This is a genomic window from Limosilactobacillus reuteri subsp. reuteri (genome assembly GCF_000016825.1).
In the GTDB taxonomy this organism is placed as follows: Bacteria; Bacillota; Bacilli; order Lactobacillales; family Lactobacillaceae; genus Limosilactobacillus; species Limosilactobacillus reuteri.
Window position 1 is genome coordinate 939,213 of the sequence record NC_009513.1, and the last position, 16,321, is coordinate 955,533.

A 16,321-nucleotide genomic window follows, 5' to 3' on the forward strand; every position below is an offset into this window, starting at 1 on the left:
CATTCTTAGAATTTGGGTGGTAAGTTCTAAAATGATCAATTACAATAAAAAAGATCTTTATATTAAAGGGGTAGTTTTATGGAAAATATAGGTAACTTTACAGTAGCAAAACGATGGGGATCTTTTTTGCTACTATATTTAGGATATATGATTCTATTTGCTGACCGAACAGTGATGAATATTTCCCTTGCTTACATCGGTAAAGACTTTCATGTTGGGGCAGCAGCATTAGGGGCAACCGCCAGTGCGTTTTTCTTAGGGTATACTTTAATGCAGATACCTGGCGGATACTTAACTGATAAGTTTGGCAGTAAACTGATGGTGATTATTTCCCTGTTTGCCTGGTCGTTGATGACGATGGTGACTGGCTGGGCGTGGTCCCTTGCTGCCTTGATTGCGATTCGATTTCTATTTGGGATTGCAGAAGGACCATATCCAGCAGCAGCCTTAAAACGAATTTCTGAAAATTATGATAAGAGTGAGAAATCACAGGCAACTTCTGCCTTAATTTCATCGAATTATGCTGGGGCAGCAGTAGCACCACTAATTATTGTGCCAATTATTGCTAGCAATGGTTGGCGAAATGCCTTTGTTTGGCTTGGGGTTGGCGGGTTTATTATTTTGCTTGCCTATTACCTGGTAGAACGGCCAATTAATAGCAGCCAAGAAAATGGGCAGGCTCGTCCCAAGATTGAATGGAAAAAGATTGACCACCGTGTCTGGGCTTTTGTAGTAATTGGACTTGCCCTGAATATCATTACTAAAGGGCTTGAAACCTGGATGCCAGTTTATTTCTTACAAGAACAAGGAATTAATTTGAAGAACTTGGCATGGTTAGTACCATTACCAGTTATTTCTGGAGGCATTGCAGCATTTATTTCTGGCTTTGTGATGGTGCATTTGTTTAAGAAGCATGAACGGTGGATGATTAGTATTGCTTCATTCCTGACTCTGGTTTTCATGTTTGGTCTCTTTAAGTCAACTTCATTAGTAGGCGTTGTGATCTTTGATGTCTTGATCTATTTCGTTAAATCATTGGCATTTACCGGTATCTTTAGTTTCATTGCACAGATTTTATCGGAGAAAACTTATGGATCATCAATTGGGATTGTTAACTTTGGTGGGCAACTTGGTGGTTTTGTTGGTCCGCTCTTAATTGGGTGGATTGTCCAAGCAGCCGGCTCATATTCAGCTGCTTTCTTCGGCCTTGTTATCAGTGCATTAGTTGCAGTGATTGCATGTTTATTTATTAGGAAAGCATAAAAAATAAGGTGTTGAGAGAAAATAAAAAGCTTTCTCTCAGCACCTTATTTTTTGCTTTATAAGTCCTTACTTCATTAATACTTTTAATAGCTTGCCGTGGCAACGATGCAAGGCACTTTGGACGCTCCGTTTAGAGCAATCAAGGGTACCAGCAATCTCAGTTATCGAATAACCAGTATGGAGATACACTAGTACTTTTCGTTCAAATGTAGAACAGTGGCAAAGTAAACGGTCAAGACTCTGCCGGCAATAAATAATGTCATCAGGGGAATGATGTAAAAAGTCGGTAAGTGTTTCAGCAAAATCATCGCTTAATGCGTAAAGACAGCCTGCTGGGATCCGTTTGTGAGCCTGAGTTTGTCGTTGAATATCACGAATCCGGTTGGTTAAGCATTCCTTAAAAAAGCAGCTAAACATGCGCGGACCTTGATTATTGTATAAACGAATAACTTCTAGCATCACAACACGGGCTTCCTGTTCCCAATCTGCCAATTCAAGGCCGCTAATATTATATCGTTGCCACAGTCGGCGAACGAGCGGCCAATAACGGCGAAATAACTCTTCGAAGTCCTTATTGCTTCCGCGACGGGTATTGTTAATCAACTTAAGGTACTTTTCTTCATCTTCTTCATTGAAGCGCATATCAAAAATGCTCTCCTTTAAAACTATAATTTACGCGACATGCTTCCCATCATAGTGTTTGTCCTATTTATTTTTCTTCTCCCCAAATAGGTAAACTGACGACCTAAAAGAAGGGATTCATTCCTTAATTCAGGCAAGATAAAACGGTTTAATTTTATCACGCAGTTCGCCTCGCGTTGGTATTAATTTATCAAATGTCTTATTTTAGAACAATAACAGAATTTGTATAATCAGAACGATTAATCGAACGTTAAAGCGAAAAAAGATAGTAACAAAGGTGCATAACCATTTTTTATAATTCCGAATAATTTTATTTTCAAATACTAATTAAAGAATTGATCAGAAATTTACGGGTGAGGTTGGTTGATTAGGGTAACTATACTGGTACTAGTACATTGGTCATTACAATGGATATCGACTTGCCAGGTTTGGATTCGTCGGCCACATTTAATCGGCGTTGCAATGGCCCTTAATTCACCATTCGATACCGCAATGAGGTGCTCTGTGGTAATATTAACTCCGAGAGCTATTTGATCTTGTTGACGATCAGCTAACCATTGATTAGCACCTAAGGAAGCTGCGGTTTCAGCGAGGACTGCATTTATTCCACCATGAACGATTCCATAAGGTTGCTTGAGTTTATCACTTACTTTAACAGTGATAACGCACTTGTTGGCTGTGACTGATTGAGTTTGAATATCTAAATTTTCTAATAGGTTCATTATTATTGACCTCACAAAAGGAGTAGAGTAGTTATGACAACAGTTGATTGGCAACCGGTTAAAGATTATTCTGAAATTATTTTTGAACGAGCGGGAAAGATTGCAAAAATTACAATGAATCGTCCAGAAAAGATGAACGCCTTTACCCCCGTTACAATTCAAGAAATGATCGACGCGTTTACCATCTGTCGTGATGATAGCACAATTGGGGTGATTATCCTAACCGGTGCCGGTGATAAGGCTTTCTCATCTGGTGGTGACCAAGGAGTTCGAGGTAACGGCGGATATGTCGGCCCCGATAAGATTGCTCGTCTCAATGTCCTTGACTTGCAGCATTTAATCCGGATTATCCCTAAACCAGTCATTGCGATGGTAAAAGGCTGGTCAGTTGGTGGCGGAAATATCTTGCAACTTGTCTGTGACTTAACAATTGCTGCTGACAATGCTAAATTTGGGCAAACTGGTCCCAAGGTCGGCAGTTTTGATGCTGGCTATGGATCTGGTTACCTTGCCCGCGTGATCGGTCACAAACGGGCAAAGGAAGTCTGGTTCTTAAACCACTTCTACAGTGCCGAAGAAGCCTACCAGATGAACTGGATTAATAAAGTTGTGCCATTAGACCAAGTTGAATCAGTTACCTTGGACTGGTGTAACGAAATTTTGAAGAAGTCACCAACGGCATTACGGTTTATTAAGGCTGCTATGAATGCTGATACTGATGGACTAGCTGGCCTCCAACAACTCGGTGGTGATGCGACGATGCTCTTCTACACCACTGATGAAGGTAAAGAAGGGCGCGATGCCTTTAACGAAAAACGGGACCCTGATTTTGACCAGTTCCCTAAATTCCCATAAAAAGAGGCAATTTAAATGGAAACACAAAACTGGCTATTAAAGCAAGCGGCAACTCAGCCGAACCAGATTGCAATTGATGACGGTAATGAGCGCCTATCATTTGCTGAATTAAAAAAACAAGTAGAGGTAGTTGTGGGAAAAATTGACCACCTTAATCCTGGTTCGCGGGTAGGCCTCCTAGCTACTAATACTTTGATGAGCTATAAATTAGCATTAGCAATCATGTGTAGTGGCCGCACGATTGTCTGGTTGAACTGGCGGCTTGCTGGTGAAGAGCTTGAACGACAGATTAAAGATAGTGGCCTTCAGTTGTGTTTGGTTGAAAATTCTCTCTGGCGATCAGGAATGACGAATCCTTTTAAGTCTTACAGTGCATTCTTGATAACAAATGCCGATCCAGGAGAGTTGATTCCGGTATTTAAATCAGACTGGGTAGCCAGCATCATGTATACTTCTGGGACGACCGGTAAGCCTAAAGGAGTTTTGCAAACTTTCGGCAACCATTTTTATTCAGCAGTCTCTTCTGCATTGAATTTAGGTTTATCGTCCGCGGATAAGTGGTTATGTGTAGCACCGATCTTCCATATTAGTGGTTTTTCGATTATTATGCGGGGATTAATTTACGGGATGACCGTTCGCTTGGTCGAGAAGTTCCGAGCCGAAGAAATTGAACGGATTTTAGCAAATGAAACGGTCACTATTATGTCGGTTGTGCCTTTTATGCTGAAAAAGCTCATTCAGCAGCAAAATAAGACTAATACGCACTATAATTCAGCATTTCGTTGTATGTTACTTGGGGGCGGAACGATTGATCGAGAAACGCTCGAGATATGCTTACAACGGTCAATTCCTGTTGTTCAATGCTATGGAATGACGGAAACATGTTCCCAAATTGTTGCATTACGGTCAGTCGATGCACTCCTAAAATTAGGATCAGTTGGACAGCCACTATTCTCAACCCAACTAAAACTTAGTAAAGATGGTGAAATTCTGCTGAAAACACCGACTTTAACTCCGGGCTATCTTAACCTGCCTGATAAGTTGCCTTCTAAAATGATTGACGGTTGGTACCGGACAGGAGATATTGGTCACCTGGACAAAGAAGGCTACCTCTATATCGATGGTCGCGCAGATGAAATGTTGATCTCGGGCGGAGAAAATATTTTTCCCCAAGAAGTTGAGCAGGTCTACCAACGTTACCCACAAATTAATGAAGTGGCAGTCGTTGGTCAAAATGATTCTGTCTGGGGACAAGTACCAGTTGCCTTTGTCGTCAGTGATCGTCGTCTTTCTACAACCAAGCTAATGAATTATGGTTATGAACATCTGGCACGCTATAAGGTTCCTCAACACTATATTTTCGTTTCGGAATTGCCGAAAAACGCGAGTGGCAAGATTCGCCGGTTTATGTTACGAGAAAAATTGAATAATAAGTAAAAAAACGAGGCTGAGAGAAAGCAAAAGTTTTCTCCCAGCCTTAACTGTTTTCATGAACAATATTTTTATAATTGCTTTTTATTCTTTGCCAGCTTTTTGATTTCACAATCGTAGTCACAAGCTGCACATTTACCTTGCTTGCCTCGTTGAAAAGTCTTAACAAGGAGGTAAAAGGCTAATGCAATAATTGCAGCAATAATAATAACGTTAATAATTAATCTCATTTTAAATCACCCAATAAACAATCGACCAACTTGAAAGATAATAAATGCAATCCCATAAGCAACGACTAAACTGGATGCAACAGAATAAAGCATCCACTTTGTAGAACCAGTTTCTTGCTTAATAGTTGCTAACGTTGCGAAACATGGTGCATATAAGAGAATAAAGACTAGTAACGTATAAGCAGAAAGTGGAGTCATAAACTGACCAAGGGAAGCGATAAGGAATGCTTTACTGCTTGTATGGAACATTACCATCATACTAGAAGTAATAACCTCTTTGGCAAGGATCCCTGTAAACAAAGCACTAATTGGCTGCCACTGGTCAATACCAATTGGCTTAAAGATCGGAACAAGGATGTGTCCAAGGCCGGCTGCAAAGCTATTAGCCGAATTAGTAACAAAACCACTAGGGCCAAAACTTGATAATATCCAGATTAAAACAGTTCCGGCAAAAATAATTGTCCCAGCTTTTTTAATAAATCCCTTACCCTTATCCCATGTACCGTGCCAAATTACATCAAGACGGGGAAGGTGATAGTGCGGAAGTTCAACTACAAACACTGAGCTTTCTTTTACTTTAAAGATTACTTGATAGAATTTTGCCATTGCTAAAGCCACGACAATCCCTAAGAAGTAGACTGATAAAACAATCAGGGCTTGGTGACGTGGGAAGAAGGCGGCAACGAATAAGCTATAAATCGGTAGGCGGGCTGAACAACTCATAAACGGCATGATTAAGGTAGTGATCAGTCGTTCTTTAGGCTGTTCAATTGTTCGCGCGGCCATGATTCCCGTAACGTTACAACCAAAACCGATAATTAATGGAATAAAGGATTTACCGTTTAAACCAATCATCTGCATAACCCGGTCTGTTACTAAGGCTGCCCGCGCCATGTAACCAGAGTCCTCAAGCAGAGAAATACAGGCAAAGAGCATGAAAATTTGCGGAATAAAGGCTAAAACTCCTCCAACTCCGGCAATAATACCGTTAACGACTAGCGACCGTAATGCGGGAATTGCCCCTAGACTAGCTAAGGTTTGGTCGGCAGTAGTTGAAACTGGACCTGATATAAACTGATCAAGCATATCGGAAAGTGGGGTACCAACCCAATCAAAGGACAGCTTAAACATTACAAAGAAAATTAAGACAAAAATTGGTAGGCCAAGAATCGGATTGGTAACGATTTTGTCGATGCGACTTGTTAGCTCAACTTGACCACCGTTACTAAGTGGATGCCGCGTCTGATCAAGCGTGTCCTCAATAAAGTGTAACCGGACTTCAAAAATCTGGTCAGCAAATTTTTGCGCGTCATAATATTTTTGTTGCGAAAGCAGGGGAGTTAAACCTTTTTCCTGGGCAAATTTGCGGATTACTTTATTCTTACTTATGAATTGAATCGCTAACCAACGCGCAACTTGGGGCGCAAAAGAATAATCGCTTGCCAGTGCTGTACTTGCCTGCCTGATTGCTTGTTTGATCATCGGGGGATAATCTAAGTCTAGTTGGGTAGGATGGAGCGAATTACAATTGATAGTTTCTTTTCGTAATTGATCAATTCCTTGGTGCCCGCGAGCATTTGTTGTCATTACTTTACAACCGAGCCTTTTTTCAAGCAGGTCAAGGTCGTAGTCGTACCCTGATCGGCGGAGATCATCAATCATGTTAAGAACCAATACAACAGGATAGCCGAGTTCCAATACCTCGATTGTTAACAAAAAGTTTCGTTTTAACTGACTAGCATTTGTAATATTTAAGACCATATTAGGTTGGTTATGCATTAAGTAGTTAGTTACTACTGCTTCGTCTTTTGTCAAAGGATCGAGTGAATATACACCAGGTAAATCGATGATAACAATATCTGTTCCCTTAAGCGTTCCTTGTTTCTTTTCAACTGTGACTCCTGTCCAATTACCAACATAGGCGTATTTATCAGTGAGTGTGTTAAACAGGGTCGTTTTGCCAGTATTAGGGTTTCCAATCAGCGCAACTGTTGTCATCTCACTTTGCCTCCGTAAGCAATGCGAAAACGGTGTACCGCAAACCGATTCGTTGGTGGTCATTTTCGATTATCACTGGGCCATGAAAGGGGTATTTTTGAACTACTTTAATCGGACACCCTTCACACAAGCCCATATCATGTAGTCGGGCGGCAGTGGCTGTATTTAAACAGTCAAATGAGTGAAGAATATAATTTTGTTGAATCATTATCGCCACCTACCTTATCGAATATTCCAAAATTATATAAACACTATATTATATCTTCATTATACACTTAAATCATTTGTTGAGAAAGCGCTTAAAATAAATTGAGATGAATAGTTTTATTTTTTTATTATTCGGATATAATAAGAATGTAAAGAATTTATTGATATTTATGGAATATTTACCGAGAATATTTTGGAATATTTCGGTCAGGAGGATGAATTTTATGGCAACACTAGAAATAAAGGATCTTCACGTTTCAGTTAAAGATGAAGAAAGCAAAGAAGAAAAGGAGATCCTTAAAGGGGTTAACCTCAAAATGAAGACTGGAGAAATTCATGCAATTATGGGACCAAATGGAACTGGTAAGTCTACTCTTTCTCAAACCATCATGGGTCACCCTAACTATCATGTTACGCAAGGAGATATCCTTCTTGATGGGGAGAGCATTGTTGACATGCCGGTCGATGAACGGGCACGAAAAGGTCTTTTTCTTGCAATGCAATATCCCGCTGAAATTCAAGGGGTTACTAATGCTGAATTCCTTCGAGCAGCGATCAATGCTCGTCGCCCTGAAGATGATCAGATTTCAGTAATGGACTTTATTAAGAAACTCGACAAGAACTTGGAATTGCTTGATATGAGTCAATCCATGACTGAACGTTATCTTAATGAGGGATTCTCTGGTGGTGAAAAGAAGCGGAATGAGATTTTGCAGCTTTTAATGATTGAACCTAGTTTTGCGATTCTTGATGAAATTGACTCTGGACTTGATATTGATGCCCTTAAGGTGGTTTCAAAGGGCGTTAACTCAATGCGGGGCGACAACTTTGGTTCATTAATTATTACCCACTATCAACGCCTTTTGAACTACATCGTTCCCGATACGGTTCACGTAATGATGGGTGGTCGAATTGTAAAAACTGGTGGCCCTGATCTTGCCAAGAAACTTGAAGATGAAGGTTACGCTGGCTTACGTGACGAATTAGGTCTTGATATCAAACTTGTAGATGATGAAGACTAGGAGGCAGTTTGATGACAGAATTAAACTCAGCAAAAGAACAAATAATTGCTGCTAGTAAGGCAAATAATGAACCCCAGCAATTGATTAATCGCCGGCTTAGTGCTCGGGAGTTGATGGAAAAGCTCCGTTTGCCACGAATGCAACGGTTCGATTTTCGAACTTGGCCCCTTATTGCGGAGCGGCCATTGAAATGGGTTGAATCAGACGCCGACTTAGTTGAAAAACCAGTCACGGATGATGAAGTAATTAAGGTAACTCAGTTTGGGCAAACTTTGCTCCATGTTAACTTGCCACAAAAGCTTCAAGATCAGGGGGTTATTCTCACAGATATCTTTACTGCTGCGCGCGAATATCCTGAACTTTTCAATAAGTACTTCATGACTGCCATTAACCCCGAAGAAAACCTCTTAACTGCTTATCATCTTGCCTACCTTAATGCCGGTTTATTCCTCTATATTCCAAAAAACATTGAAATTGAAAAGCCAATTGAGGCTGAGATTATTCAGGACAGCACGCAAGATGAGCCCCTGATTTCGCATATTCTAGTAATTGCTGATCGTGGCAGCCGAATTAAGTTTATCCAACACCTTACAACGGTTGGTGACCATGAGAATGCCGCTAATATGATGATTGAATTAATGGCGCAGGAAAATAGTGAAATTGACTTTTCTTCCTTAGATGAATTTGGTCCTCATACCCATACTTACTTTAAGCGGCGTGCCGATATTGGCAAGGATGCGCACGTTGAATGGGCAGTCGGCTTGATGAACGATGGTGCCACAGTTGGTGACATGGATTCCGAATTGCTAGGTGATGGGGGTTATGCTAATTCAAAGATGATTGCCGTAACTACTCGTGACCAAGAAGTTGGCGTCAACAACCGCGTTACTAATCACGGCAAGCATACTACCGGATTGATAAATCAGCGAGGTGTTATTCTTGAAAAGTCTGAATTGATTTTTAATGGAATTGGGCAAATTATTCATGGTGCTCACGGGGCAAAGGCAGACCAACAAAACCGGGTATTGATTATGTCCGATCAAGCACGAGGGGATGCCAACCCAATTCTGTTAATTGACGAAAATGATGTTGAAGCAGGACATGCGGCTAGTGTTGGCCCGGTTGATCAACAACAAATGTATTACTTAATGAGTCGGGGGATTCCGCGCGCACAAGCAGAACGAATGGTTATTCGAGGATTCTTAGGAGCAGTCTTGAGTGCAATCCCAGCAGCGGACGTACGGAATAAGTTAATTACGATTCTTGAAAGGAAGCTCGCCGATGGACAACAATACAAATGATTATTTAGCCGACTTTCCAGCACTTAATCAGCGGGTCAATGATGAACGCTTAGCCTACCTTGATAATGCTGCGACAGTTCAGCGTCCGCGTCAGGTAATTCAGGCACTTGTTAACTTTTATGAACAAGACAATGCAAATGTTCATCGAGGGGTTCATACACTAGCAGAACGTGCAACCAAGGATTATGAAGAAGCACGAAAAAAAGTGCAAAAGTTTATTAATGCGCCGAGTGCTAAGGAGATTATCTTTACCAAGGGGTGTACGGATGGGTTGAATCTCGTCGCTGCAACCTATGGCGAACAAAATATTCAACCTGGTGATGAGATTGTTATTTCAATAATGGAACACCATAGTAACCTTATTCCTTGGCAACAATTAGCTAAGAAAAAGGGTGCTACCCTGAAATATATTGAATTAACTCCAGATGGCGAACTTGATCTTGCAGATGCTAGAAAGAAAATTACCGATAAGACAAAGATTGTGGCAGTAGCCCATGCTAGTAATGTATTAGGAACAGTGACGCCCTTGAAAGAATTAGCAACGATTGCGCACCAGCATGGGGCAATTATTGTCGGTGATGGCGCGCAAGCAGTTCCCCATATGCCTGTCGATGTACAAGATCTTGATGTTGACTTTTACGCTTTCTCTGGTCATAAGATGATGAGTCCAATGGGAATAGGGGTTTTGTACGGAAAAGAGAATTTATTACGAGCGATGCCTCCTTACCAATACGGTGGGGAAATGATTAATGATGTTCACCGAGATGAGAGTACATGGGCTGATATTCCGTTTAAATTTGAAGCGGGAACCCAAAATATTGCCGGGGCAGTAGGTCTTGGAGCCTCAATTGATTATTTAAATAGCATTGGAATGGATAGGATTGTGCAAAAGGAACAGGAACTTGTTAACTATGTTTTGCCTAAGTTAATTGCTATTCCAGACGTTGAAGTTTATGGTCCGCAATCACCGGCAAAGCATACTGGGGTAATTGCCTTTAACATCAAAGGCCTTCATCCCCATGATGTTGCTACGGCCCTTGATATGGATGGGGTAGCAGTCCGCGCCGGTCACCATTGTGCGCAGCCACTCATGGAAGACCTGGGAGTAACGGCAACCGCGCGTGCCAGTTTTTATTTTTACAATACTAAAGAAAATGCTGATCAATTAATTAATGCAATCAAAGAAACAAAGGAGTTCTTTAACATTGGGACTATCTAAGTTAAATGGTTTATATCGTGAAGTGATTCTCGATTATGCCGATCATCCACATAATAAGGGAGAATTAGCAACTACTACGAATGCAATGACCCTTCATAATCCTACTTGTGGAGATACGATTAATCTTCAGGTCGAAGTAGAAGATAACAAGATCAAAAATATTGCCTATACTGGTGATGGTTGTACCATTAGTCAAGCATCAGCAAGTATGATGACCGATGCTGTTAAAGGAAAAACAACTGAAGAAGCCCTTGCGATGGCAAAGACTTTTTCTGATATGGCAATTGGCAAAGAACATTCAGAAGCTGACTTGGATCAACTAGGAGATGCCCGGATCCTTACCAGTATTATGGAATTCCCAGCTCGAATAAAATGTGCCACGCTTTCATGGTGGGCATTACAACGAGCACTGTTGAAGGATAGCGAGGAGGAAGAAAATAATGAGTAATGATGCAGCTAGCATTATAAATAATAATGACCAGTACGAATACGGCTTTCACGATAACGTTGAGCCGGAATACTCAACTGGGAGAGGGTTAACAGAAGAAACTGTCCGCGAAATTTCAGCTGCTAAGCATGAACCTAAATGGATGCTAGATTACCGGCTTAAAGCCTACAAGATTTATAAAGAATTGCCGATGCCAAAATTTGGGCCGGATTTATCAGAGTTAGACCTTAAGAACATGCTTTACTACCAAAAAATGACTGATAAAAAGTTTCGCGACTGGGATGATGTGCCCGAAGATTTAAAACGGACTTTTGATCGCTTAGGAGTTCCGGAAGCAGAGCGAAAATACCTTGCCGGTTCATCTGCTCAATATGAATCCGAAGTTGTTTATCACAATATGAAAAATGAGTTTGAAAAGCTGGGGATTATTTTTACTGATACGGATACGGCCTTAAAAGAATACCCGGAATTATTTAAAAAATGGTTTGGTAAATTAGTTCAACCAACTGATAATAAATTTGCGGCCCTAAATGCAGCAGTATGGTCGGGTGGTTCATTTATTTATGTACCAAAGGGCGTTAAGACAAAGACGCCAATTCAATCTTACTTCCGGCTTAATGCGGAAAATTCAGGACAATTTGAGCGGACCTTGATTATTGTTGATGAAGGGGCAAGTGTTGATTATGTTGAAGGATGTACTGCTCCTAATTACTCTTCTGATAGTCTCCATGCCGCGGTTGTTGAAGTTAACGTCTGCAAGGATGCTTACTGCCGCTACACAACTATTCAGAACTGGTCTGATAATGTTTATAGTCTAGAAACAAAACGGGCCGCAGCGGCAGAAAATGCAACCATGGAATGGGTTGATGGGAACCTTGGCTCAAAAGTCACGATGAAGTACCCAAGTGTCTACCTTAATGGTGAGGGTGCACGGGGAACCATGCTTTCCATCGCAGTTGCCAGCAACGGAATCCACCAAGATTCAGGGGCACGAATGATCCACAATGCTAAAAATACATCTAGTTCAATTGTTTCAAAATCGATTGCTAAGACAGGGGGCTCAACTGATTACCGCGGAACAGTCCGCTTTGGTAAGCACTCTGATGGCTCCAAAGCCCACGTTGAATGTGATACGATCATTATGGATGATCAATCATCCTCAGATACGATTCCATATAATGAAATTGACAATGCTCATGTCGCAATGGAACATGAAGCTAAAGTATCTAAGATTTCTGAAGAACAACTTTACTATCTCATGAGCAGGGGGATTTCAGAAGCAAAGGCAACTGAAATGATTATTATGGGCTTCGTGGAACCATTTACGAAGCAATTGCCAATGGAATATGCAGTTGAATTGAATCGTTTGATCAGTTTTGAGATGGAAGGTTCAATTGGTTAATTGAATTAACAAATAAGTTTGGAGGAACGTTTATGGCTGACGAAAAAGATACCCCCTTTTCCCCAATTGAAAATAAAGTGATGGATGCGTTGGAAGAAGTTATTGACCCAGAATTGGGAATTGACCTCGTTAACCTTGGCCTTATTTATGATGTTAAGGTTGATGATAATGGTGAATGTACGGTCACAATGACTTTAACGACAATGGGCTGTCCATTAGGCGATATTTTGAACCGCGACATTACCAAGGCAGTTACTTCTGTTGAAGGTGTAACTAAATGTAATATTAATCTTGTGTGGGAACCGGTTTGGGATTTGTCAAGAATGAGCAGGTTTGCTAAAATTGCATTAGGAATTCACGGCTAGATATAGGAGGTCAGACATGGATATTAAACGCTTTGTTTATCAACGAAAGAGACTTGGCTATTCACAAGTTGCCTTAAGCAAGGGGATTTGTACCCAGTCGACCTTAAGTAAGTTTGAAAGCAATGGTCAAGTACCATCACTCACGATTCTGGCGCAGCTTTGTGATCGGCTAGGGCTAACGATTGATGATTTAAGTAAGGACAATACATCCTCAATTCGTTATATGAGAAGCCTGCTTGACCAGATTGAATTGGCTTTAATGATTGAACACTTTCCTCAGGCAGTTAGTAACCTTAAGAAGATTCGGCTTGAAGATTTAAAATCTCCACAAGATCGGATGCAATATTATTATTTAAAAGGGATGATTTATACTTTAACTAATAATAACGCGTCGACAAGTCTCTTTAACTTTACTAAGATTTTAGATGAACTGGATGAGCAACATCGGACGATCTTTTCACCATTAGCATATTTAGGATCAGGGATCTTATATGCGCGGCAAAATTCAATGGAACATGCTGATTTCTTTTTCTCAAAGGTTATTTCATTTTTAAGATCAAAGGCTGATGAAGACTTAGCAGGTGTTGATCGGAATTATTATCTACGGATTGTAACAATGATGTACTACGCTGCCGAGTACCATTCATTAAATAAGCGGTTAGAGGTTAGTAACCAAGTTTTGGAGGCTACGACAAAGATCTGTGCTAGCAATCACGTTACTTATTTCTTACCACGTATCAAATTACTAGAAGCAAATAATGCAATTGAGTTAGGAGAAAGCTCGAAAAAAATACGCCGGCTTTTAACTGAAGCAGAGGTATTTGCTCGCTTCAATAAAAACAATGTTGTTGAAGTTCAAGTAGCTGCCCTGTTAAATAACTTTGATAAGACGATTAGTAATAAATGAAAATAATGGGAGTGGGGTAGAAGTCAGAGGTGACTTCTACCCCACTCCCATTTATAAGTCCACTAATCGATGTTTAACTGCATAGTGGAGAAGTTCTGCGTGTGAAGCAAGGTTTAATTTTTGCATAATCTTTGTCTTATGGGCTTCAACAGTTTTAGGGGATATAAACATCTTAGTAGCAATTTCTTTGTTAGTATATCCGAGAACAATTAACGGTAAGATTTCTTGCTCACGTTTCGAAAGAGCAACGTAATTTCCTAAATCGAAGTGCGGAGAACCGCCTTTGATAACTAATAAATCTTTCTTCGTTACCATAATATTATTGTCTAAGTATTTTTCACCATTAATAGCGTGTCTTAGGGCATGAACTAGTTCTTTTGGAGAGGAGCTTTTAAGGATATAGCTATTTGCGCCATTATAAATTGCCTGATTGATGTATTGAGGTTCATTACGAGAAGAAAAAATAATAATTTTGGTGTTAGGGAAATGTTCATGAATTCTTTTGATTGTGATCAGACCATTTTCACCAGGTGGCATCGCTAAATCCATAATAATGATATCAATGTCACCTTGTTCAGCCCGCAATGAGGCATCTATTCCGGTTGCTTCTTCAGCAATTACTTTAAAATTATCTAGTTGTTCAACCAGATTTTTAACTGCCATTCGAATGATTGGATAATTATCCGCCACAAGTACTCTATACATCAATAAACCTGCTTTCATTCTTAAAGTTATCTCTTCTTCAGTATCTTCTTTTTGCTAATTATTATCAAGATCCAAAAATTATTTTTTACACTTGCTGAAATAGTTTCAATAAACGGCTGGAATAATTGTGAAAATTTATTGCAGAATAAAACTAATGCTGTAAAATAAAAGAGGATCGTTGATGACATGACAACATCAATGGTCCACAGTAGAAGTATGTTGGCGAAAGTGATTGCAGAATCACCTTCGCCTTTTATTATACCAATTTTTTGTACTAATGTAATAAAGATTATCTTTTTATCTATAAATTATTTTATGAAAAGAGTGAAAAGGGCAAGAAGAGCAATCAAAAAGCCAATTTTAACAATTTTATTAAGTTGATTGAAGAAAAAATAATAATCATCTAATAATTAATGCATTTACGGATTGTTTGATCTAGAATGTAATTATTAGCTATTCTTGAATCAGAGAAAGGTGAAGCATTGATGGCAGAAAAAACATTTACAACAACCGAGCTCGCTGAGTTCGATGGTCGAAATGGACATCCCGCATACGTTGCCGTTAAAGGTGTTGTTTACGATGTCTCTAACGTTCCGCAATGGAAGGGTGGTAAACACCATGGAAACCTTGCTTGTCGTGACTTGACTTCAGTAATGCCTCGTTCTATCCATCTGGAATCAGTTCTTGAAGGTATCCCTGTTGTTGGCAAACTAGTTGACTAGGAATAACTATGTAAAAAGCTAGGAATTGGTAGTTTTAAACTATCTCTCCCTAGCTTTTTATATTGTAACCTTAAAATAATCCCGCAAGTATTTTGCCAGCCCATTATGTTCGTTATCAATTGGGGTCACATCGTTAGCAATACTCTTCAGTTCGGGAATCGCATTATGCATTGCAACACCACGTCCCGCTGCATCAAGCATTTCCAAATCATTATGCTCGTCACCAAACGCGATAATATTTTGTCGGTCAATTTGGTATTGCTTAGCGATATAAAACATCCCTGACTCCTTATGAGTGCCACGATGGATCAGTTCTAAGATGTTGTAAGGGCCACCCCATACTCGTGGTTCAACGAAATCGCCGTATTTTTCATTAACTGCCTTAATGATCTCTTCTTGGTGTTCCGGTTCATATTTGATTGTCATTGCAATTGGATTGCTTGTTAAGTTAGTCGCGGTTAGGATTTGATCATCGCGCAACTTGTTCGGTAAGAATTCAGGTAAATCATTACTAGCTTGATTAGCCCATACATGATGTTTATTTTCAACGGTAATTGTTTTAATTCCTAGTTCTTTCCGGTGGGCTAGGAGATCAAGGGCTAGCTCTCGTGTTAATTCAACATCATATTCTTTATCCCAGTGTTCATGTGGTATATGCGTTAGGGCCCCATTAAAGTTTACCATCGGGGTTTTAATCCCAATTTCATCGTAAATATGTTTGGCAATTCGGTAAGGACGACCGGTAATAATGCTGACAATATGTCCATCCCGGGCAAGGGCACGTAAAGTTATAATTGTCTCGTTTGTTAATTTCGATTGATTATTTAATGTTGTGCCATCAAGATCAAGCGCAATCAAGTGTTGATCCATTACCATTTCACT

General features: G+C 40.1%; 18 protein-coding genes. 11 read left to right on the forward strand and 7 right to left on the reverse strand.

From position 1 onward, the window contains the following. The first annotated feature begins 78 nt into the window (after positions 1 to 78). A complete protein-coding gene (locus LREU_RS04660) occupies positions 79 to 1,263 on the forward strand; it encodes an MFS transporter (protein ID WP_003667944.1) in 1,185 nt (394 codons plus the stop codon). 66 nt (positions 1,264 to 1,329) lie between these two features. Here the strand turns inward: LREU_RS04660 and LREU_RS04665 are convergent, their stop codons facing one another. Further along, complete coding sequence (locus LREU_RS04665) at positions 1,330 to 1,905, reverse strand: RNA polymerase sigma factor (protein ID WP_003667942.1); 576 nt, start codon at positions 1,903 to 1,905, stop codon at positions 1,330 to 1,332. A gap of 347 nt (positions 1,906 to 2,252) precedes the next feature. Continuing rightward, a complete protein-coding gene (locus tag LREU_RS04670; protein WP_003667940.1) occupies positions 2,253 to 2,627 on the reverse strand; it encodes a PaaI family thioesterase in 375 nt (124 codons plus the stop codon). Positions 2,628 to 2,660: 33 nt separating this feature from the next. On the opposite strand from LREU_RS04670, the gene menB reads away from it, so the two are divergent. Both menB and LREU_RS04680 read left to right on the forward strand, forming a co-directional pair. After that, positions 2,661 to 3,482: a 1,4-dihydroxy-2-naphthoyl-CoA synthase gene (gene menB / locus LREU_RS04675; RefSeq protein WP_003667939.1), complete on the forward strand. Its 822-nt coding sequence runs from the start codon at positions 2,661 to 2,663 to the stop codon at positions 3,480 to 3,482. A gap of 15 nt (positions 3,483 to 3,497) precedes the next feature. Then, complete coding sequence (locus LREU_RS04680) at positions 3,498 to 4,919, forward strand: o-succinylbenzoate--CoA ligase (RefSeq protein ID WP_003667937.1); 1,422 nt, start codon at positions 3,498 to 3,500, stop codon at positions 4,917 to 4,919. Between the two features lie 65 nt (positions 4,920 to 4,984). Here LREU_RS04680 and LREU_RS10210 read toward each other — a convergent pair whose 3' ends face one another. From LREU_RS10210 to LREU_RS04690, 3 genes are read right to left on the reverse strand one after another with little or no spacing between them, the layout of a single operon-like run. Further along, a complete protein-coding gene (locus LREU_RS10210; protein WP_003667936.1) occupies positions 4,985 to 5,143 on the reverse strand; it encodes a FeoB-associated Cys-rich membrane protein in 159 nt (52 codons plus the stop codon). A 6-nt stretch (positions 5,144 to 5,149) separates the two neighbouring features. Next, a complete protein-coding gene (gene feoB, locus LREU_RS04685; RefSeq protein WP_003667934.1) occupies positions 5,150 to 7,141 on the reverse strand; it encodes a ferrous iron transport protein B in 1,992 nt (663 codons plus the stop codon). A 1-nt stretch (position 7,142) separates the two neighbouring features. Next, the gene (locus LREU_RS04690; RefSeq protein WP_003667931.1) at positions 7,143 to 7,349 is read right to left on the reverse strand and encodes a FeoA family protein; all 207 of its coding nucleotides are present in this window, start codon (positions 7,347 to 7,349) and stop codon (positions 7,143 to 7,145) included. A 223-nt stretch (positions 7,350 to 7,572) separates the two neighbouring features. On the opposite strand from LREU_RS04690, the gene sufC reads away from it, so the two are divergent. The 7 genes from sufC to LREU_RS04725 are packed head-to-tail and all read left to right on the forward strand — an operon-like array spanning position 7,573 to position 14,012. Then, positions 7,573 to 8,370 carry a Fe-S cluster assembly ATPase SufC gene (gene sufC, locus LREU_RS04695; protein WP_003666143.1) on the forward strand — a complete coding sequence of 266 codons (798 nt, stop codon included), beginning with the start codon at positions 7,573 to 7,575 and terminating at the stop codon, positions 8,368 to 8,370. An 11-nt stretch (positions 8,371 to 8,381) separates the two neighbouring features. After that, positions 8,382 to 9,671 carry a Fe-S cluster assembly protein SufD gene (gene sufD / locus LREU_RS04700; RefSeq protein WP_003667927.1) on the forward strand — a complete coding sequence of 430 codons (1,290 nt, stop codon included), beginning with the start codon at positions 8,382 to 8,384 and terminating at the stop codon, positions 9,669 to 9,671. After that, positions 9,652 to 10,890, forward strand: coding sequence for a cysteine desulfurase (locus tag LREU_RS04705; RefSeq protein ID WP_003667923.1), 1,239 nt, complete (start codon positions 9,652 to 9,654; stop codon positions 10,888 to 10,890). Before sufD ends, LREU_RS04705 begins: the two co-directional genes overlap by 20 nt. Next, positions 10,877 to 11,338, forward strand: coding sequence for a Fe-S cluster assembly sulfur transfer protein SufU (gene sufU, locus LREU_RS04710; RefSeq protein ID WP_003674144.1), 462 nt, complete (start codon positions 10,877 to 10,879; stop codon positions 11,336 to 11,338). The genes LREU_RS04705 and sufU overlap by 14 nt, the downstream gene beginning before the upstream one ends. Then, on the forward strand, positions 11,331 to 12,740 hold the full coding sequence (gene sufB / locus LREU_RS04715; protein WP_003667919.1) for a Fe-S cluster assembly protein SufB: 1,410 nt from the start codon (positions 11,331 to 11,333) through the stop codon (positions 12,738 to 12,740). Before sufU ends, sufB begins: the two co-directional genes overlap by 8 nt. 32 nt (positions 12,741 to 12,772) lie before the next feature. Next, on the forward strand, positions 12,773 to 13,105 hold the full coding sequence (locus tag LREU_RS04720) for a metal-sulfur cluster assembly factor (RefSeq protein ID WP_003667917.1): 333 nt from the start codon (positions 12,773 to 12,775) through the stop codon (positions 13,103 to 13,105). A gap of 16 nt (positions 13,106 to 13,121) precedes the next feature. Then, the gene (locus tag LREU_RS04725) at positions 13,122 to 14,012 is read left to right on the forward strand and encodes a helix-turn-helix domain-containing protein (protein ID WP_003666154.1); all 891 of its coding nucleotides are present in this window, start codon (positions 13,122 to 13,124) and stop codon (positions 14,010 to 14,012) included. Between the two features lie 51 nt (positions 14,013 to 14,063). Here the strand turns inward: LREU_RS04725 and LREU_RS04730 are convergent, their stop codons facing one another. Beyond that, positions 14,064 to 14,717 (reverse strand): response regulator transcription factor, encoded by a 654-nt coding sequence (locus LREU_RS04730; protein WP_011953461.1) that lies wholly within the window; start codon positions 14,715 to 14,717, stop codon positions 14,064 to 14,066. A gap of 485 nt (positions 14,718 to 15,202) precedes the next feature. Here LREU_RS04730 and LREU_RS04735 point away from each other — a divergent pair, with 485 nt between their 5' ends. Continuing rightward, positions 15,203 to 15,439 carry a cytochrome b5 domain-containing protein gene (locus LREU_RS04735; RefSeq protein WP_003667914.1) on the forward strand — a complete coding sequence of 79 codons (237 nt, stop codon included), beginning with the start codon at positions 15,203 to 15,205 and terminating at the stop codon, positions 15,437 to 15,439. A gap of 57 nt (positions 15,440 to 15,496) precedes the next feature. On the opposite strand, the gene LREU_RS04740 is transcribed toward LREU_RS04735, so the two are convergent. Continuing rightward, a complete protein-coding gene (locus tag LREU_RS04740) occupies positions 15,497 to 16,309 on the reverse strand; it encodes a Cof-type HAD-IIB family hydrolase (protein WP_011953462.1) in 813 nt (270 codons plus the stop codon). Between the last annotated feature and the right edge of the window lie 12 nt (positions 16,310 to 16,321).

Coding starts and splice junctions, on each gene's coding strand:
- LREU_RS04665 (WP_003667942.1), bottom strand. CDS start 1,905: ATGCGCTTCAATGAAGAAGATGAAGAAAAGTACCTTAAGTTGATTAAC.
- sufB (WP_003667919.1), top strand. CDS start 11,331: ATGAGTAATGATGCAGCTAGCATTATAAATAATAATGACCAGTACGAA.
- feoB (WP_003667934.1), bottom strand. CDS start 7,141: ATGACAACAGTTGCGCTGATTGGAAACCCTAATACTGGCAAAACGACC.
- LREU_RS04705 (WP_003667923.1), top strand. CDS start 9,652: ATGGACAACAATACAAATGATTATTTAGCCGACTTTCCAGCACTTAAT.
- LREU_RS04735 (WP_003667914.1), top strand. CDS start 15,203: ATGGCAGAAAAAACATTTACAACAACCGAGCTCGCTGAGTTCGATGGT.
- LREU_RS10210 (WP_003667936.1), bottom strand. CDS start 5,143: ATGAGATTAATTATTAACGTTATTATTATTGCTGCAATTATTGCATTA.
- LREU_RS04725 (WP_003666154.1), top strand. CDS start 13,122: ATGGATATTAAACGCTTTGTTTATCAACGAAAGAGACTTGGCTATTCA.
- menB (WP_003667939.1), top strand. CDS start 2,661: ATGACAACAGTTGATTGGCAACCGGTTAAAGATTATTCTGAAATTATT.
- LREU_RS04730 (WP_011953461.1), bottom strand. CDS start 14,717: ATGTATAGAGTACTTGTGGCGGATAATTATCCAATCATTCGAATGGCA.
- LREU_RS04740 (WP_011953462.1), bottom strand. CDS start 16,309: ATGGATCAACACTTGATTGCGCTTGATCTTGATGGCACAACATTAAAT.
- LREU_RS04670 (WP_003667940.1), bottom strand. CDS start 2,627: ATGAACCTATTAGAAAATTTAGATATTCAAACTCAATCAGTCACAGCC.
- LREU_RS04680 (WP_003667937.1), top strand. CDS start 3,498: ATGGAAACACAAAACTGGCTATTAAAGCAAGCGGCAACTCAGCCGAAC.
- sufC (WP_003666143.1), top strand. CDS start 7,573: ATGGCAACACTAGAAATAAAGGATCTTCACGTTTCAGTTAAAGATGAA.
- LREU_RS04720 (WP_003667917.1), top strand. CDS start 12,773: ATGGCTGACGAAAAAGATACCCCCTTTTCCCCAATTGAAAATAAAGTG.
- LREU_RS04690 (WP_003667931.1), bottom strand. CDS start 7,349: ATGATTCAACAAAATTATATTCTTCACTCATTTGACTGTTTAAATACA.
- sufD (WP_003667927.1), top strand. CDS start 8,382: ATGACAGAATTAAACTCAGCAAAAGAACAAATAATTGCTGCTAGTAAG.
- LREU_RS04660 (WP_003667944.1), top strand. CDS start 79: ATGGAAAATATAGGTAACTTTACAGTAGCAAAACGATGGGGATCTTTT.